Here is a 17197-nt window from a genome sequence, read left to right as displayed (position 1 = left end):
CCTGGCCGACGCCGGGGTGCGCTGCTGGGCCGACAAGGGCTACCAAGGGGCCGGCGCCACGGTCCGCGTTCCCTACCGCGGCCGCTGGGAGAAACTCTCCGAAGGCCAGCACGCAGTGAACATCTCCCACGCCAAGATCCGCGCACTCGGCGAGCAGGCCATGGCCACCCTGAAGTCCTGGCGGCTACTGCGCAAGCTCCGCTGCAGCACAACCCGCATCACCGACCTGGTCAAGGCCGCGCTCGCGCTCCACCTCGCGACGTCAAGCTGAGGTTGGAAACGGCTCAGTGTCTCAAGCATCCTCAGGAAGCGAGACAAGGAATGCGTCTACCTCTTGTTTTACGTAGCGAGACATCTCGGGCAGTTTAGATACCGTCTTTTTGAGCTCATGGGCGATTTCGGGATTTTCCGTCCATACCTCCGGATTCCTGGTGACCATTGCATACGGCAAATCGCCGTCGAAAAAGCCGCCCGCAGCCACTTTTTCCGCCTCTTCCCGAAGGGTCTCCACCCCCAGAGGGAGCAGCCACGGCAATCCGACATCCTGGCCGATCAAACGCGCCAGCTCATGAGGTTCCAGAGTTCCGATGGGGCGTCGGCGCCACTCGTAGACGGTCCTTACCAGTGACGTTGCGTCTATAGGCGGATCTCCCCAGCGTTCTCCGTCCAGCTCTTCAAGCGACTTGGTGCGATCGACGGGCTGAGTCATCTTCAGGCCCTCTCATGACATGCCTGCATCGAGGCAGGCGGATCCGGCAGCTCCGTCGCAAGGATCACGCGAACATTGAGCGTTTTCAGCGTGGCCACTGATCGAGTGACGGCGGTGACGCCGGCCGTGGCGCGCAACGGACAGGGCTCCCGCGCCGTTGAGGGAGGTGTTCGACGTCTCAACTCGGCAGCGCAGGAGCCCTGTTGGTTCCCTAGCCTGCCGTACTCGACTTCCCGCACGCCCTGGCCGAGTGGGGCACGACGCTCACCGCCACCCAGCGGGCTGTCAACCGCGCACTCGCCCAGGCCCGAGCTCCCGTCGAGCGCGGTATGGCGCGGCTGAAGTCCTGGCAGATCTTGCGCAGATCCCGCATCAGCCCCAACCGCATGACTGTCATCGCCAAAGCCGTCCTCACCTTGGAGAGGCAACGCTGAAAACGCTCAGTGCTCCGCGTCCGTGTGGGCGTCTTTCCAGGCGTCGGTGATCGCTGCGGGAACGCGTCCGCGGGGAGGGAGGTCATCGTAGCCGTTGGCCCATGCCCACTTCCGGATGACGTTGGTGTCGGGAAGCGGTGGAGCTGGGCGGGGAGGCGGGGTCATGGTTTGCGGGGTTGAGGGGGTGAAGTCTCTGGCGCCTTGGAGGAGATCTTCGGGGAATTGGGGGACAGATGTCTCCCCGCTCAGGACGGAGACGAGAAATTCGGTCAGGGTTCCCTGGAAGGTGAACCACTCACGGCTGTCTCTGTCATTGACGGCGATGCGCCAGTGGTCGGGCTCGGCTTCAGGATCGGTGATCCAGAAGAGGTGATCACCGTTGTCGGTCGCACCCACGACGACCAGGTGCTGAGGTGTGTAGGGAACTGACAAGTGTGGCCGGTCACGGTCGCGCTGGAGTTGCTCCTGGAAGGTGGTCACCGCGGTTTTCGTCAGGCCGCTGAGCGGGTGGTGGATGTGCAGGAAACGGCAGAATCTGCCGGGTCCGTACACCGTGGCAAGTTGTTTGTAGTCGGTTGGCAGCCTTCGGCCCAGCGTGCTTTCGACGGCGGACCAGTCCACGGCGGGCGGGTCGGTTGGGGGCGGGCAGAGGCGGGAGAGATCGTCGATGCTGGTCACGGAAGTCCTTGGCGATGGCGCTGCTGCTGCGCGTGTGCGGGGTTGGTCAGGGGTATATCCAGTTTGTACCCGAGGTTTCCTTCTGCTTCGAGCTGGATGTCCTTAGCCTCGCGCTTTCATGTAGCGGGCTGTCCGACAGGCGGTCAAGTAAGCGAAAAGTGCCTCTGACCAGCGAGAATAAGGATTGCTGAGGTCCTTGTTCCCGCCCCTGTCGGAGGCACTTTCCAGGTGAAGCAGCGTACCGGGTCCTACCCCCGTGTCCGTGTCCGGGATGACGGCCGAGCCGTGGTCTGGCAGGCCGGTTCGGTCCTGCTGGTCGAAACGGTCCGCAAGACCGGTCTGGATCAGGCGGTATCGAAGGCGCTGGCGCCGTGGCGCAAGCCGCGGGCCGTCCACGACCCGGGCAAGGTGCTGCTGGACGTTGCACTGGCGGTCGCGTTGGGCGGGGACTGCCTCGCGGACATCGCGATGCTGCGGTGCGAGCCGGCCGTCTTCGGCCCGGTCGCCTCCGACCCGACCGTCTCCCGCCTGATCGACACCCTCGCCGCCTCCGGTGAGAAAGCCCTGCAGGCCATCCGGTCCGCACGGTCCGAAGTCCGCAACCGGGTCTGGCCCTTGGCCGGCAAGAACGCCCCGGACGCCGACGGACAGGTCACGGTCGGCCTCGACGGCGTCCTGGTGATCGCGCACTCCGGCAAGGAGGACGCGGCCGCGACCTGGAAGAAGACCTATGGCCATCACCCCCTTACGGCCTTCGTCGATCACGGCCCGGGCGGAACCGGAGAGCCGGTCGCCGCCCTGCTCAGGCCGGGGAACGCGGGCTCGAACACGGCCGCCGACCACATCAGTGCCGCCCGCCTCGCTCTGGCCCAGCTGCCGAAGAAGTACCGGCGAGGGCGCCAGACGCTGATCCGCACGGACTCCGCAGGCGGCACTCACGAGTTCGTCGCCTGGCTCGCCCAGCGCGGGCGCTGGCTGTCCTGCTCGGTCGGCATGGTGATCACCGAAGCCATCCACAGCCACGTCCTCAAGATCCCGGCATCGGCCTGGACCCCGGCCGTCGAGACCGACGGCGAGGTCCGCGACGGCGCCTGGATCGCCGAACTCACCGGCGACCTGCTCACCGGCTGGCCGAAGGGCATGCGGCTGATCGTCCGCAAGGAACGTCCCCATCCCGGTGCCCAGTTGAGGATCACAGATGCGGACGGCATGAGAATCACCTGCTTCGCCACCAACACCCCCGACCGGCCGATCGCCGAGCTCGAGCTCCGCCACCGGCTGCGGGCCCGCGCGGAGGACCGCATCCGGGCCGCACGTTCGACCGGCCTGCGCAACCTGCCCCTGCACCACACCGCACAGAACAAGATATGGCTGGAGATCGTCCAGATCGCTCTCGACCTGCTGGCCTGGATGCCCATGCTCGCCCTGACCGGCCAGGCAAGGCTCTGGGAACCGCGCCGCCTGCGGTTCCGCCTGTTCTCCGCGGCCGGCCAGCTCGTCACCACCGGCCGACGCCGCATCCTCCGCCTCGCCCGCCACTGGCCCTGGACCCATGAGATCACAGGCGCCCTCGAACGGCTCACCCTCCTGCCGAACCCCGGATGACCAGCGAATTCACCTGTCCCTACGAAAAGAGGACCCAGCCCGGAGCAGTGGAACCCGGCGCCCACCCGACGCGACACTCGGGCCGCCGACATGCCCGCTATCAGCCCCCGGAAGCGAAATGGTCCACCGACTCCGTCGGCGGACCGTCACGCAAGATCGAGGCTGATGGGAAACTCAAAGGTTTCCATGCGTCAAGGCGTGTCACCGCAAGTCGGCGGCCATGGCAGCAAGAACCCCAAGAATTTCTCATCAATATGTACCGGAACGTGAGGACTTCCCGGTCCGTTATTGCGCGCCCGCAGGGGTTAGCGCGACATGGAGAACATTCTCATCCAGAAGAGAATTTTGGATGAATCCGAATCGGCTAGGAACAAGTGGAATCCGCCGGCGGTAGACCGGATGGATATCATGGTAAACTCTTCGGAAGGGTGGCTTCTCAGGAATTCGACTAGGTGGATAGTCGCTTCGTGTAGTTCTGGATTTCCGGCTGTTCTGTTGAGTCGCCGGGTGTATATATTCAGTAGGTTGGTTCGGGATACTCTTCCTTCCTCGATGATTGTTTCTTCGTCTGCCAGGTGTACGAGTTCTTGAGGGGCTACCCCTTCTTGCGCGGCGAGTAGAAGTAGTTTCTTTAGGTTGGTGTTATCCATGGTCCTCCGTTGATGCTGATTTCTGCTCCGCGTACTGTGCCTCTGATCAGTACCTCGCCCTCGTCATAGGGGAATGTTACTCCAGGGACCCGGTGGTAATCATGGCTGTCGGCGTTTGGGATTCGCAACACCACGCCCGGCCCATTCCCCCGATAGCTCTCCTCCAGGGCCATCTCTTCATAATAGGTGGTCCATGAAGTGAATACGCTGTCCGTGCGCCCGCCGACGTGTAGCTGGGGGTCGGAGTGTCCCCCCAGGGGCTCTGCCACTCCACGCAAAGCGTCCTGATACATCTTGAACCATGCCGGCTCGCTGTTTTCGCTTGCGTATCCGACACCGCGATAGAGATATGGCTCTTCGTCGGGGTCCCAACTTCCGCCATTTTCACATGGCGCGAGCCCCAGTGGGTCGGTCCAGGTGAGTGGGTTGTGGACGTAGGTGGCGGGGTTGGGGGCGGGGGCGAGGCCGAGGGGGTCGGGGGTGAGGTAGCGGGCGGTTTCGGGGTCGTAGTGGCGGAAGTAGTTGTAGTGGAGGCCGGTTTCGGGGTCGTAGTACTGGCCGGGGAAGCGCAGGGGGTGTAGGCGGTGGCGGTGCGGTTCCAGGTGGTGGTGCCCCAGAGGGTGGTGCGGGTGTGCCAGGCGATGTCGCCGTGTTCGTCGACGAGTTCGGTGGGGGTGCCGATGAGGTCGGTGACGATCGCGTAGAAGCGGGAGTCGATTTCTTCCTGGGGTGCGTCGGCCGGTGTCTTGCGTTCGGTCTGGGTCAGGGGGCGCAGGCCCTGGTGGTCCCAGGTGAGGGTGATGGCCGGCCGGGCGGTGTGGGGGACGCGGGTGGTCTGTTCGGCGAGGGTGGTGCCGTCCCAGGTGAAGTCGGTCTGTTCCAGGATGGTTTCGCCGTCGGCGGCGAGGCGTTGTTTGGCGGTGCGGCGGCCCAGGGGGTCGTAGCGGTAGCGCCAGGTCGTGCCGTCGGGGGTGGTCACGGAGGTGAGGCGGTCCTCGGCGTCCCAGGTGTAGTGCCAGGTGTCCGGTTTGCGGGACAGGCGGGTCTTCTGGCGCAGGGTGATGCGGCCGGCTTCGTCGTGTTCGTACCGGACGTTGCCTGCGCGGGTGATGCGGGTGCCGGTGTAGGTGCGGTCGCCGGTCGCTTCCCGGCCCGGCATGGAGTCCGGCCAGGTGGCGTGGGTCTGGTTGCCCGCGGTGTCGTAGGCGTAGGTCTCCGTCCAGTGGGAGGCGTGGACGGTGGTGACCCGGCCTGCTGCGTCGAGGTCGAAGCGGCGGGTGCCGCCCAGTCGGTCATCGCCTGCGCAGATCTGGCCGTAACCGATCGCAATGACAGTCGACCATGAACAGAAGGAGGCGGTTCTGGGCATGGCGTGAAATGGTCCGTCTGATTGCTGACGCACTCTCGCGCGCCGCCGATCTCGAGCACGGTGGGGGGAGGCGCCGGGCTCCTGGTCGGTGATCACCGTTTGTGCGTGGTGAGCGGGGCGAATGGGGCGGGGCTCGCCGCGCGCGGCAGGAGATGTCCGGCGCCCCGGCCTCCGTGATCGGCGTGATCGGCGCGGGCCCGGGCCGGAAGTCGCCGTTCCACGCGCCCGGCCCTAGCCTGGAGGGAGCAGGAGAAGGTGATGGCCATGCGCGTGCTGCTCAAGGCGACCCTGGACACCGAGAAGGCCAACGAGGTCATCCGCAGCGGCAAGATGCCCGAGCGGATGAAGGCGATCCTCGACCAGCTCAAGCCGGAGGCCGCCTACTTCGGCCCCCTCGGCGGCCGGCGGACCGCCCTGCTGATCCTCGACATGCAGGACAGCTCGGATCTGCCTCCCACCGGCGAGCCGTTCTTCACCCAGCTGAACGCCGAGGTCGAAGTGACCCCGATCATGAACGCGGAGGACCTGCAGAAGGGCCTCTCCCGGCTGGGCTGACCCCGTCGGCGCTCATCGGCGCTCAGCTGAACACGATCATCGATCCCTGGGCCAGGCTCCGGGTCGCCGCCGCGTGCAGCCCCAGCCACACGTGCCGCTCGCGGGCGAAGGGGCTCGGGTCGTACGGGGCGGGTACGGCGGGTTCCTCCAGCTCCGTGGGGGCGAGGGGCGACCGCGGGGCCGCCGGGGGGTTGGCCGGGTCGATGCCGAGGGCCGGAGCGACGTGCTCCAGCTCCCGCAGGAGGGTGTGGGAGGAGCCCAACGGGCCGCCGCCCGCCAGGAGTTCGTCACTGGAGAGCGGGTGCGGGAAGTCCACGGGGACGTACGCGCCCGCGTGGTCGTAGTGCCAGACGAGGTGCGACTGCTGGGCCGTCGCCTCGAACATCTCCAGCAACTGCTCGTAGTCGCCGCCGAGTTCGTCCACCGGCGTCACCGGCAGACCGCACACCTGGAGCAGGTAGGCGCGGCGCAGGAAGTGCAGCGCGTCGTAGTCGAAGCCGGCGACCGGGGCGACCTCGCCCGACAGCCCCGGCATGTACGGGTACACCGGGACCGGCGGCAGCCCGGCCTCGGCCAGCACCCTGTTGTATTCCGCGAGTTCCTCGGCGAAGGGATTGTCAGGGGTGTGGCACAGGACGTCGACGAGCGGTACGAGCCACAGGTCACAGGCCAAAAGAGGACTCCTCACACGGCACGGTGGTCAGGGAAGGGTAGTCGGTGCGGCACGAGGGTGGATCCCCCCGTGCGTCCCCTCGTGCATCCCCTCGTGCGGATCCCCTACCCGGACGGCGCCCGGTCACGACCCGCGAGGGCCGCTCGTCCGGCGGGTATCCGGCGGGTATCCGGCGGTCATCAGGTACTCAGCAGGCACTCATCCGGCGGCGAGCCGTTCGATGAGCGCGAGGGAGTGGGCGTTGTAGGCGTCGATGATCGCGTGGGCGGTGTCGGTGTCACGGCGCGTCAGGGCGTCCACCAGGTCGGTGTGGCCGGACCACAACGTGCCCCGCAGGTCGCCCATCCGGCGCAGGTGCTGCACCGTGCACACCCAGCTCTGCACGCGCAGCCGGTGCAGGAAGTCGGAGAGGTAGGGGTTGCCGAACAGGGCGCTCAGCTCGCGCCAGAAGCGCAGGTCGTAGCCGATGAGGACGGTCAGGTCCCCGGCACCGGCGGCCCGCTGCGCCTCCTCGCCGCGCCGCCGGACCCCGGCGAGGGAGGCGGCGGCGCGGGCCTCACCGGACCCCAGCGCGCTCAGCCGGCCGGCGCCGACGGCGTGGAACATCCCGTCGATGACGAGACCGCGGGCCTCGACGATGCCGCGGAAGTCGTCCACCGAGTACTCGTGGACCCGAAAGCCGCGGTGCTGGTCGGCGTCGAGCAGCCCCTGCGCGGACAGGTCGACGAGCGCCTCGCGGACGGGGGTGGCGGAGACGCCGTACTGCTCGGCGATCTCCTTCACCGTGAACTCCTGCCCGGGCTGCAACCGCCCCGCCAGCACTTCGTCGCGGAGCGCGTCGGCGATCTGCTGGCGCAGGGTGCTGCGTGTCACGGCGCCGGTGCCACTGGGGCCGGGCATGGTCGGGCGTCTCCTCGTCGCGTCGGGTGGCGTGCTGTACGGATGTGTCGTACAGGCGTGCCATATGTCTCCGAACACGCCACCTTACGCGCCCGCGCGGCCCGACAAGAGCGCGGACGAGAGCACGGACGAGAGGCGCGGACGAGAGGCGCGGACGAGAGCGCGGGCAAGTGCCCGCCCGGGAGGACGGATGAGAGGACCCCCGGGTGAGCGACTGGGGAGACGCCCGGGAGGGACTACTCCGTGTACTCGTCCGCCACGGACAGCGCCGCGTCCAGCGCCGCGAACCCCTCCTTCAGCTCCGCCTCGCTCACGTTGCACGGCGGCACGACGTGCGTCCGGTTCATGTTCACGAACGGCCACACGCCGTGGGCCTTGGCGGCGGCGGCGAAGGCGGCCATCGGCGCGTTGGCCTCACCGGCCGCGTTGTACGGCACCAGCGGCTCGCGGGTCTCCCGGTTCTTCACCAGGTCGAGCGCCCAGAACATGCCGACGCCGCGCACCTCGCCGACGCTCGGGTGCCGCTCCGCCAGCTCCCGCAGCCCCGGCCCGACGACCTCGGCCCCGAGCCGGGCGGCGTGCTCCACGACGCCCTCCTCGGCCATCACGTTGATCGTCGCCACGGCGGCGGCGCAGGCCAGCGGATGCCCGGAGTACGTCAGTCCGCCGGGGTAGGGGCGCTTGGCGAACGTCTCCGCGATCTTTCCGGAGATCGCGACGCCGCCCAGCGGCACGTACCCGGAGTTCACGCCCTTGGCGAAGGTCAGCAGGTCGGGCGTGACGTCGAACAGGTCCGCCGCGAACCACGTACCGGTCCGGCCGAAGCCCGCCATCACCTCGTCGAGGACGAAGACGATGCCGTACTTGTCGCAGATCTCCCGCACACCGGCGAGGTAACCGGGCGGCGGCACCATGATCCCCGCCGTGCCCGGGACCGTCTCCAGGACGATCGCGGCGACGGTCTGCGGCCCCTCGAAGGCGATCGTCGTCTCCAGGTGCTCCAGCGCCCGCGCGCACTCCTGCTCCTCGGTCTCGGCGTAGAAGCGCGAGCGGTAGAGGAAAGGTGCCCAGAAGTGGACGACACCCGCCGAGCCGCTGTCGGAGGCCCAGCGGCGCGGGTCGCCGGTGACGTTGATCGCCTGCTGGGTGCCGCCGTGGTACGAGCGGTACGCCGACAGCACCTTGGGGCGGCCCGTGTGCAGCCGGGCCATGCGCACCGCGTGCTCGACGGCGTCCGCGCCGCCGTTGGTGAAGAAGATCTTGTCCAGGTCGCCGGGCGTCCGCTCGGCGATCAGCCGCGCCGCCTCCGACCGCGCCTCGACCGCGAACGCGGGCGCGAAGGTCGTCATCGTCGCTGCCTGCTCCTGGATCGCGGCGACGACCTTCGGGTGCTGGTAACCGATGTTGGTGAAGACGAGACCGCTGGTGAAGTCGAGGTAGCGGTTGCCGTCGTAGTCCCAGAAGTACGACCCTTCCGCGCCGGCGACGGCGAGCGGGTCGATGAGCTCCTGGGCGGACCAGGAGTGGAACACGTGCGCGCGGTCGGCGGCCTTGACGGCCGCGCCGGCCTCGGGGCTGGGCTGAGGGAGCTGAGGGGTCATGCGCCCGAGCGTAGGTGTCCGCGATGCGGACGAGATATCGGCGTCCTGTCTGTGGTCCGGGGCTTTCCGCGACAGGTTGTCGACGCTCGGACAAGGGTTGACAGCATGCTGCGAAAATGACAGCTTGCTGTCATAAGCCTTCGGGTTCGAGGAGGAACCATGAACGGCACCACCAGCACCACCAGCACCACCGACACCAACACCACCGGTACCCCCGCTCACGAGAGCCGGAAGCCCGTCCACCTCGCCGTGTACGACACCTTCGCCGACTGGGAGACCGGTCACGCCACGGCCTTCCTCGCCCGCGCCGGCTACACCGTCCGCACCGTCGGACCGTCGGCCGCCGACCCGGCCACCGACCCGGCCACCGGCCCGGCCACCGGCCCGTCCGCCGACTCGTCCACCGACTCGTCCACCGGCCCGTCCGCCGACTCGGCCACTGGCCCGTCCATCGGCCCGTCCGCCGACCCGTCCATCGGCCCGTCCGCCGACCCGTCCATCGGCCCGTCCGCCGACTCGGCCACCGGCCCGGTCGCCAACCCGCCCGCCGGCCCGGTCACCAGCATCGGCGGCCTGCGCGTCCTGCCCGACACCGCCCTGGAGGAGCTGCGCCCCGAGGACAGTTCCCTGCTGATCCTCCCGGGCGCCGACCTGTGGGACGCGGGCGACGATCTCGCGCCCTTCGCCCGCGCCGCCCGCGCCTTCCTGGACGCCGGTGTGCCCGTCGCCGCGATCTGCGGTGCCACCGCCGGACTGGCCCGCGAGGGCCTGCTCGACGACCGCGCCCACACCAGCGCCGCCCCCTTCTACCTCGCCGCGACCGGCTACGCGGGCGGCGCGCGGTACGTCGAGGCCGACGCGGTCACCGACGGCGGCCTGGTCACCGCAGGCCCCACCGAGCCGGTCGCCTTCGCCCGCGAGATCCTGCGCCTGCTCGGCGTGTACGAGGGCGAGGTCCTCGACGCCTGGTACCGCCTGTTCCACGACTCCGACGCCGAGGCGTACGCCGTGCTGGAGAAGGCGGGCACGCGGTGAGCCGGGAGCGCCAGGACCTGTTCAGCCGGGCCGCGCTCGGCGTCTTCCGGCTCAACGGGCAGTTCCTCGCCCTCGCCGAGGAGCTCGCCCGGCCCGCCGGGCTGACCGCCGCCTGGTGGCAGGTGCTCGGCGCAGTGCTCCGCGATCCGCTGCCCGTCTCCGGCGTCGCCCGCGCCATGGGCATCACCCGGCAGAGCGTGCAGCGCGTCGCCGACCTGCTGGTGGAGAAGGGCCTGGCCGAGTACCGCCCCAACCCCGCCCACCGCCGCGCCAAGCTGCTCGCGCCGACCGACGCGGGCCGGGCCGCCGTCGCCCGCATCGACCCGGGGCACGCCGCCTTCGCCGAGCGCCTGGCCGAGGCGTACGGCGAGGCGGAACTGGCCGACGCCGTTCAGGCACTCGAACGCCTGTCCGCGACACTCGACGCACTCGACGCACTCGACGCACTCGACGCACACGGCGTGCACGGCGCACCTGCCGCACACGACGTGCGTGACGTGCGCGGCACGCCCAAGTCGCCTGTTACGGAACCGTAGACGACGCCCGGGTCCCCGGAACCCGGCCCCGCACTATTCTCGATCTGTTGCTCTGGTACGGGGGAAGGCGGCGCAACGATGGAGAGACTGGGGCCGGGAGACCCGCGCCGCATCGGCGCCTACCGGCTGCTGGCGCGGCTCGGCGCCGGCGGGATGGGGTACGTCTATCTGGCCCGCTCCGACCGGGGACGCACGGTCGCCGTGAAGCTGGTGCGCGAGGAGCTGGCCGCGCAGGAGGAGTTCCGGGCGCGGTTCAGGCAGGAGGTGCGGGCCGCCCGCCGGGTCGGCGGGCACTGGACGGCACCGGTGCTGGACGCCGACACCGAGGCCGCCGTGCCGTGGGTGGCCACCGGATACGTCGCCGGGCCCAGCCTCCAGCAGGTCGTCGGGCACGACCACGGGCCGCTGCCCGAGCGGTCGGTCCGCATCCTCGCCGCCGGGCTCGCCCGCGCCCTGAAGGACATCCACGCCGCCGGGATCGTGCACCGCGACCTGAAACCGTCCAACGTCCTGGTGACGATCGACGGCCCGCGCGTCATCGACTTCGGCATCGCGCGAGCCCTGCAGAGCGTGACCGACGCGGGGCTCACCCGCACCGGCGCGCTCGTCGGATCGCCCGGCTTCATGGCGCCCGAGCAGGTGCGCGGCGACCGCGTCACGTCCGCCTGCGACGTCTTCTGCCTCGGCTCGGTCCTCGCCTACGCCGCCACCGGCACGCTGCCCTTCGGCACCAGCGACAGCGGGGTGCACGCCCTGATGTTCCGCATCGCCCAGGAGGAACCCGACCTCCAGGGCGTGCCCGAGGGCATCGCCGACCTCGTCCGCGCCTGCCTGAAGAAGGACCCGGCCGCCCGGCCGGGGCTCGACGAGGTCCTGGAGCGCACCGGCGCCGGGGACACCGTCGTGGACGGCCGCTCACGCGACCCGTGGCTGCCGAGCGCCCTGGTGGCCCAGCTCGGACGGCACGCGGTACGGCTGCTGGACACCGAGCACCCGGAAGGGCCGGGCGCGGGCGCCGCGCCGCGCAACGGGACGGCGGTCGGTACGGCGGCCGGTACGGCACCGCCCGGCGGCGCCGTACCCGAGCACGGGCCCGCCGCCGAGGACGGCGGCCCGCACCCGCCGCCCGGCCCGGACCCGTCCGGCACCCCCGGCCCGCCCCCGCCCGGACGGCCGGGCGGCGGCACCCCGTTCGACCACCTCCCCACCCTGATCGCGGGCCAGAACACCCCGGCCCCGCCGCCCGCCCACCCCGCGGCCCACGGCCACCCGCAGCCGCACCCCCGGTCCGCCGCGCCCGGCGCCTGGGGCGCGGCCCCCGGCACGCCGGGCCCGTACCAGCAGCCGTACGCGGCTCCGGCTCCGTACGGCGGCGCGTACGGCTCGACCCCGCCCTACGGGCCCCCGCCGCCCGGCTCGACCCCGCCCTACGGCCCGCCGCGCGAGCCGCGGCCGGGCGGCCGTACCACCGTGCTGCTCGTCGTGGTCGCCCTCGTCGTCGCGCTCGCCGCAGGCGGCACGGTGTACGCGCTGATGAACGGCGGCGGCGACCTGGCGGACGGCGGTCCCACGACCGCCCCGCCCACCAGCGCGCCCCCGGCCCCGGGAACGGACACGCCCGGCGCGAGCACGCCCGCCGCCCCGTCCCCGGCCGAGTCCACGACCCGCCCGGCCACCACGGAGGCGGACGGCGCCGTCCCGGCCGACTACCTGGGCACCTGGACGACGACCATCGACAACGCGGCGGGGCGGCACACCCGGCGGCTGACCATCCGGCAGGGCGAGGTGGGCGACACGGTGCTGTCCCTCGTCGCCGACGGCCCCGCCGGGAACGGCACCTACCACTGCGTGTTCGAGGCCGAGCTGACGTCGGATCCCGGCCCCGACGGCCCGCTGCGCATCGGCCCGTCCACCGTGACGGTCGGGCAGCCCCGCTCCTCCTGCACCCCGGGGGAGTCCTCCCGGGTCACCCTGCTGCCGGACGGCAGGCTCCAGCGCGTGCACACGGGAGCGGAGGGGAGCCTGACGTACCGGAGGGAGTGAGCCGCCCGCCCTCGAAGAGCCCTTCCGAGGGCTTCCGGGCGATCCGGGGTCTCCTGGGGGTCTCCTGGGAGACGGAAGTCCGAAGGCTCCCGGAAGAGAGATCAGCGCGGCTCCGGCGGCCGCTGCCGCGGCATGTTCGGCCGGGCGGCCCCCGGCGGGAGGGCGAACCGGCCGCTCGCCGCCCCCTGCTCCGGCCGCGGCCCGCCGGGCACCGACGACTGGATTCCCAGCGGCGCCGCCCCGGTCCGGAACTCCACCATCCAGTCCGCCGTCTCCGTACGCACCAGCTCGGTCACGTCCTCCGAGAACCGCCGCAGCACCCCGAGGCACCGCTCCGCCGCCTCGCTCGCCGTCCCCTCGGCCGGCCCCAGCACCTCCCGGATGCTCTCGGAGGCCCAGTCGAACTGCAGCACCTGGAGCCGGCGCTGCACCGCCTGCGCGGTCGCCACGTCCCTCATCCACCCCGAGGTCACCCCGAAGAACCGGTCCCCGGCCACGCACGCCACCCCGAGCAGCAGCGCGAGATACCCCCAGGGGGCGACCCCGCCCACCACGCCCGTCATGTCCAGCAGCGGCAGTGCCGCCCCGGTGACCGCCCCCAGGGCGGCGCCCGTCCGCAGCGCCCGTGCCGCGCGCCGCTTCCCCGCCCGGTCCGCGAGATACCAGGCGGCCGTGTCCAGCGCCCCCCGCTCCACCCACCGGTACAGCTCGTCCAGCCGCTCGGCGGGCTGCCCCCAGTCCCCGAGCGGGAACGCCCGCCCGGTCAGGTCGCCCGGCCTGAGCCCGGCCGCCCTCTCGCCTCGCCCGTCGCGCCCGCTCCGCCCACCGGGCCCACCGGGCCCGCCCCGCCCGCCCCGCCCGTCCCGTCCGTCTCGCCCGTCCCGCGGCGTCCTCTCGGGCTGCATCTCCGGCTGACCCACCCGCACTCCCTACCGCTCACGACAGAACACGTTGATCACCGTGCGTGACTACCCTGTGGCGCACGCGTGACACCTGAGGACCCCTGTGGCTGACGCGCCGCCCCTCTTCCTACCGCTCAATGGGTGGCGGCGACCTGGGTTTCGCCGCCTTACCGCCCGGAAGGGGGCCTTGATCGGATATAGGGCGGATGACCGAATCACTCGAAAGAGTGCCGGGGCGAGCGCCGCCCGGACCACGTAGGCTCGTGCCGAACGGGAAAACCCGTGACGAACGAGCCCGGAAGAGGAGCTGATCGTGATCCCCGGTGGTGGCCAGCCCAACATGCAGCAGCTGCTCCAGCAGGCCCAGAAGATGCAGCAGGATCTGGCTCGGGCGCAGGAGGAACTGGCACGGACCGAGGTCGGCGGACAGGCGGGCGGCGGCCTGGTGAAGGCCACCGTCACCGGCTCCGGTGAGCTGCGCGCCCTCGAGATCGACCCCAAGGCGGTGGACCCGGAGGACACCGAGACCCTCGCCGACCTGATCGTCGCGGCCGTCCAGGCGGCCAACGAGAACGCGCAGACCCTCCAGCAGCAGAAGCTCGGCCCCCTCGCCCAGGGCCTGGGCGGCGGCAGCGGTATCCCCGGCCTGCCGTTCTGACCCGGCGCCGCCGGGGCCGCCCCGGAAGACGGCCGGTTTCCCGGGCCGGTTCCCCGGTACGGCTTTCCGGGGTGGCTTCCCGGGACGGCTTTCTCAGACATCCGCGGGCATCTACCGTACGTAGTGAAGGAACCTCAGGAAGGACGGCAGTCCGTTGTACGAAGGCGTGGTCCAGGACCTCATCGACGAGCTGGGGCGGCTGCCCGGCGTCGGTCCGAAGAGCGCGCAGCGGATCGCCTTCCACATCCTCCAGGCGGAACCGGCCGACGTGCGGCGGCTCGCTCAGGCCCTCATGGAAGTGAAGGCGAAGGTCCGCTTCTGCGCGGTCTGCGGCAACGTCGCACAGGAGGAGCGGTGCGGCATCTGCCGCGATCCGCGCCGCGACCCGGCCGTCATCTGTGTCGTCGAGGAGCCGAAGGACGTCGTGGCGATCGAGCGCACACGTGAGTTCCGCGGCCGGTACCACGTCCTCGGTGGCGCGATCAGCCCGATCGACGGTGTCGGCCCCGACGACCTGCGTATACGGGAACTTCTCGCGCGGTTGGCCGACGGGACGGTCACGGAGCTCATCCTGGCCACGGACCCGAATCTCGAAGGCGAGGCCACGGCCACGTACCTCGCCCGCATGATCAAGCCCATGGGCCTGAAGGTCACCCGCCTGGCCAGCGGCCTCCCGGTGGGTGGCGACCTGGAATACGCGGACGAGGTGACCCTCGGCCGCGCCTTCGAGGGGAGACGACTCCTAGATGTCTGACGCCACGCTGCACGCGACCCACCAGAACCCCGACGACTTCGCGGTGCAGATCGCGGACCAGATCGAGAGCTTCCTGGTCGCGGTCACGGAGGTCGCCAAGGGCGACGAACCGGACTCGGCGGTCCCCTTCCTCCTCCTGGAGGTCTCCCAGCTCCTGCTGGCAGGCGGCCGGCTGGGCGCCCACGAGGACATCGTCCCCGACGAGCGCTACGAGCCCGACCCGGGCCCGGAGCAGGACGTGGACGAACTGCGCGAGAACCTCGCCCGCCTCCTGGACCCCGTCGACGTCTACTCCGAGGTCTTCGACCCCTACGAGCCCCGCAGGGCGCCCGTCCCGGCCCGTATCTCCGACGACCTCACCGACGTCATCACCGACCTGCGCCACGGCATGGCCCACTACCGCGCGGGCCGCACCACGGAAGCGCTGTGGTGGTGGCAGTTCTCCTACTTCTCCAACTGGGGTTCGACGGCTTCGGCGACCCTGCGGGCGCTGCAGTCCGTCGTCGCCCACGTCCGCCTGAACCAGCCCCTGGAGGAACTGGACGGCCTCGACACCGACCAGGGTCTCGGCGACGAGGCGCTGGAGGCGGAGGCCGGCCGGGTGATGGTCGAGGAGATCGCGGGCCCGCTGGGCCTGCGGCCGGTCCAGTAGGCGTGGCCTCGGCTCCAGTGGACGCGGCCTCGGTGGCGGCCACCGGGGTCAGCGGTGACCAGTGGTGGTCAGCGGTGACCAGTGGTGGTCAGCGGTGGCCGGTGGCGGTCAGCGGTGGGTCCAGCCGGCCAGGTTCTTCCAGGTGGCGCCGCGTACCGAGCTGATCGGCACCTGCTCCGGCACGTACTGGTCGCAGCGTGGGTTGTGGCAGGGGCCCGCGACCCAGTAGGGGACGAAGACGCCCATGTTCTTGTGGCGCTCCACGACGGCGTCCACCGGCTGTTTGCAGGAGCGGCAGACGTAAGGGTTCCGGGGGCGCGTCCGGGATTTCTGTACGGGGTCCATAGTCGACATTTTACGTCCGTTTTGCCCGCTTTTAGGGGTCTTTTGGTGTTGGTTTCTCGGAGGGGGAGGCCGAGGACGGGGAACCGGTGTCCGCCGGGCCGGGCGGGGGCCGTAGCAGGCTGAGCCCGACGGAGACGGCCAGGACGACGACGATGACGGCGAGGCTGAGGGGCGAGGGGATCTCGGGGACGTCGGCGCTGATCAGCTTGTGGGACGCCTGGAGGATGAGCTTGACGCCGATGAAGGCGAGGATGAGCGCCAGCCCTTTGCTCAGGTAGTGGAAGCGGTCGAGCAGCCCGGCGAGCATGAAGTACAGGGCGCGCAGGCCGAGGATGGCGAAGGCGTTGCTGGTGTAGACGATGAAGGCGTCGCTGCTGACGGCCAGGACGGCCGGCACGCTGTCGACGGCGAAGACGAGGTCGGCGGCCTCGATCGCGGCGACGACGGCGAGCAGCGGGGTGGCCACGCGCCGCCCGGCCTCCTTGACGAAGAAGTGGGCCCCGGCGTACTCGTCCCGGACGGGCACGACCTTGCGGAGCATGCGGACGGCGATGCTCCGGCCGGGGTCGAAACTGCCCTCCTCCTCCCTGAGGATCTTGTACGTGCTGTAGAAGAGGATGGCGGCGAAGACGAACAGGACGGCGGTGAAGCGGCTGACCACCGCCACACCGGCGGCGAGGAAGACACCGCGGAAGACCAGCGCGCCGAGGACACCGAGGAACAGCACGCGGTGCTGGTAGGCGCGCGGCACTCGGAAGTAGCCGAAGATCAGCGCGAAGACGAAGAGGTTGTCGACCGACAGGCTCTTCTCCAGCAGCCACGCGGTCGTGTACTCCACCCCCGCGGTCGTCCCCACCACGAGGAAGACGGCGGCGCCGAACACGATCGCCAGCCCCACCCAGACCCCGCTCCACGCGGCGGCCTCACGGAAACCGATGATGTGCGCCTGCCGGTGCGCGAGCAGGTCGACCGCCAGCGACACCAGTACGGTGACGGCGAACACCATCCACAGCCACATCGGCACGTCATGCACGGATCCGGCCCTTCGTCGAGCACGTCGACCGGCAGTCTTCCTCCCAGGATGAGGCACGCGGTGGC

At 70.5% G+C, this 17197-nt stretch carries 16 protein-coding genes and 4 pseudogenes; 11 read left to right on the top strand and 9 right to left on the bottom strand.

Annotation, left to right across the window (positions count from 1 at the left end):
• Positions 1-271: transposase family protein (locus tag ABZ340_RS04585; protein WP_358780254.1), on the top strand; the 271-nt coding region annotated here is incomplete at its 5' end.
• A 21-nt stretch (positions 272-292) separates the two neighbouring features.
• On the opposite strand, the gene ABZ340_RS04580 is transcribed toward ABZ340_RS04585, so the two are convergent.
• A complete protein-coding gene (locus ABZ340_RS04580) occupies positions 293-709 on the bottom strand; it encodes a contact-dependent growth inhibition system immunity protein (RefSeq protein WP_358780253.1) in 417 nt (138 codons plus the stop codon).
• A gap of 263 nt (positions 710-972) precedes the next feature.
• Between ABZ340_RS04580 and ABZ340_RS04575 the strand changes: the two are divergent.
• A pseudogene (locus ABZ340_RS04575) lies at positions 973-1143 on the top strand (transposase family protein); the annotation flags it as partial.
• Between the two features lie 6 nt (positions 1144-1149).
• Here the strand turns inward: ABZ340_RS04575 and ABZ340_RS04570 are convergent.
• Positions 1150-1821, bottom strand: coding sequence for an SMI1/KNR4 family protein (locus ABZ340_RS04570; RefSeq protein ID WP_358780252.1), 672 nt, complete (start codon positions 1819-1821; stop codon positions 1150-1152).
• A 228-nt stretch (positions 1822-2049) separates the two neighbouring features.
• On the opposite strand from ABZ340_RS04570, the gene ABZ340_RS04565 reads away from it, so the two are divergent.
• A complete protein-coding gene (locus tag ABZ340_RS04565) occupies positions 2050-3426 on the top strand; it encodes an IS1380 family transposase (protein WP_358780251.1) in 1377 nt (458 codons plus the stop codon).
• A gap of 1033 nt (positions 3427-4459) precedes the next feature.
• Here ABZ340_RS04565 and ABZ340_RS04560 read toward each other — a convergent pair.
• A pseudogene (locus ABZ340_RS04560) lies at positions 4460-5370 on the bottom strand (RHS repeat-associated core domain-containing protein); the annotation flags it as partial.
• Positions 5371-5709: 339 nt separating this feature from the next.
• Between ABZ340_RS04560 and ABZ340_RS04555 the strand changes: the two are divergent.
• Positions 5710-6000: a hypothetical protein gene (locus tag ABZ340_RS04555; RefSeq protein WP_358780268.1), complete on the top strand. Its 291-nt coding sequence runs from the start codon at positions 5710-5712 to the stop codon at positions 5998-6000.
• A gap of 22 nt (positions 6001-6022) precedes the next feature.
• Here the strand turns inward: ABZ340_RS04555 and ABZ340_RS04550 are convergent, their stop codons facing one another.
• From ABZ340_RS04550 to ABZ340_RS04540, 3 genes are all read right to left on the bottom strand, one after another.
• A complete protein-coding gene (locus ABZ340_RS04550) occupies positions 6023-6673 on the bottom strand; it encodes a hypothetical protein (RefSeq protein ID WP_358780250.1) in 651 nt (216 codons plus the stop codon).
• 198 nt (positions 6674-6871) lie between these two features.
• Complete coding sequence (locus ABZ340_RS04545; protein ID WP_358780249.1) at positions 6872-7573, bottom strand: GntR family transcriptional regulator; 702 nt, start codon at positions 7571-7573, stop codon at positions 6872-6874.
• Between the two features lie 236 nt (positions 7574-7809).
• On the bottom strand, positions 7810-9174 hold the full coding sequence (locus tag ABZ340_RS04540; protein ID WP_358780248.1) for an aspartate aminotransferase family protein: 1365 nt from the start codon (positions 9172-9174) through the stop codon (positions 7810-7812).
• 159 nt (positions 9175-9333) lie between these two features.
• Here ABZ340_RS04540 and ABZ340_RS04535 point away from each other — a divergent pair.
• The 4 genes and pseudogenes from ABZ340_RS04535 to ABZ340_RS04520 form a co-directional block, all read left to right on the top strand.
• A pseudogene (locus ABZ340_RS04535) lies at positions 9334-9516 on the top strand (hypothetical protein); the annotation flags it as partial.
• Between the two features lie 198 nt (positions 9517-9714).
• Positions 9715-10209: pseudogene (locus ABZ340_RS04530) on the top strand (DJ-1/PfpI family protein); the annotation flags it as partial.
• Positions 10206-10745, top strand: a complete 540-nt coding sequence (locus ABZ340_RS04525; RefSeq protein WP_358780247.1) for a MarR family winged helix-turn-helix transcriptional regulator — start codon at positions 10206-10208, stop codon at positions 10743-10745. The pseudogene ABZ340_RS04530 and the gene ABZ340_RS04525, both read left to right, overlap by 4 nt.
• Positions 10746-10823: 78 nt before the next feature.
• Entirely contained in the window at positions 10824-12788 is a 1965-nt protein-coding gene (locus tag ABZ340_RS04520; protein WP_358780246.1) for a serine/threonine-protein kinase, read from the top strand.
• Between the two features lie 101 nt (positions 12789-12889).
• Here the strand turns inward: ABZ340_RS04520 and ABZ340_RS04515 are convergent, their stop codons facing one another.
• Positions 12890-13708 carry an SLATT domain-containing protein gene (locus tag ABZ340_RS04515; RefSeq protein ID WP_358780245.1) on the bottom strand — a complete coding sequence of 273 codons (819 nt, stop codon included), beginning with the start codon at positions 13706-13708 and terminating at the stop codon, positions 12890-12892.
• A gap of 295 nt (positions 13709-14003) precedes the next feature.
• Between ABZ340_RS04515 and ABZ340_RS04510 the strand changes: the two genes are divergently transcribed.
• The 3 genes from ABZ340_RS04510 (at position 14004) to ABZ340_RS04500 (ending at position 15754) form a co-directional block, all read left to right on the top strand.
• Positions 14004-14348: a YbaB/EbfC family nucleoid-associated protein gene (locus ABZ340_RS04510; protein WP_358780244.1), complete on the top strand. Its 345-nt coding sequence runs from the start codon at positions 14004-14006 to the stop codon at positions 14346-14348.
• 154 nt (positions 14349-14502) lie between these two features.
• A complete protein-coding gene (recR, locus tag ABZ340_RS04505; RefSeq protein WP_358780243.1) occupies positions 14503-15102 on the top strand; it encodes a recombination mediator RecR in 600 nt (199 codons plus the stop codon).
• Positions 15095-15754, top strand: coding sequence for a DUF5063 domain-containing protein (locus tag ABZ340_RS04500; protein ID WP_358780242.1), 660 nt, complete (start codon positions 15095-15097; stop codon positions 15752-15754). The genes recR and ABZ340_RS04500 overlap by 8 nt, the downstream gene beginning before the upstream one ends.
• Before the next feature lie 108 nt (positions 15755-15862).
• Here the strand turns inward: ABZ340_RS04500 and ABZ340_RS04495 are convergent, their stop codons facing one another.
• Positions 15863-16099, bottom strand: a complete 237-nt coding sequence (locus tag ABZ340_RS04495) for a hypothetical protein (RefSeq protein WP_358780241.1) — start codon at positions 16097-16099, stop codon at positions 15863-15865.
• A 31-nt stretch (positions 16100-16130) separates the two neighbouring features.
• Positions 16131-17132 (bottom strand): TerC family protein, encoded by a 1002-nt coding sequence (locus ABZ340_RS04490; RefSeq protein ID WP_358780240.1) that lies wholly within the window; start codon positions 17130-17132, stop codon positions 16131-16133.
• Between the last annotated feature and the right edge of the window lie 65 nt (positions 17133-17197).

It is taken from the genome of Streptomyces sp. NPDC006134, from assembly GCF_040628835.1.
In the GTDB taxonomy this organism is placed as follows: domain Bacteria; phylum Actinomycetota; class Actinomycetes; order Streptomycetales; family Streptomycetaceae; genus Streptomyces.
Note: the sequence above shows the minus strand (reverse complement) of the source record. Positions and strands in the feature narration are given on the sequence as shown.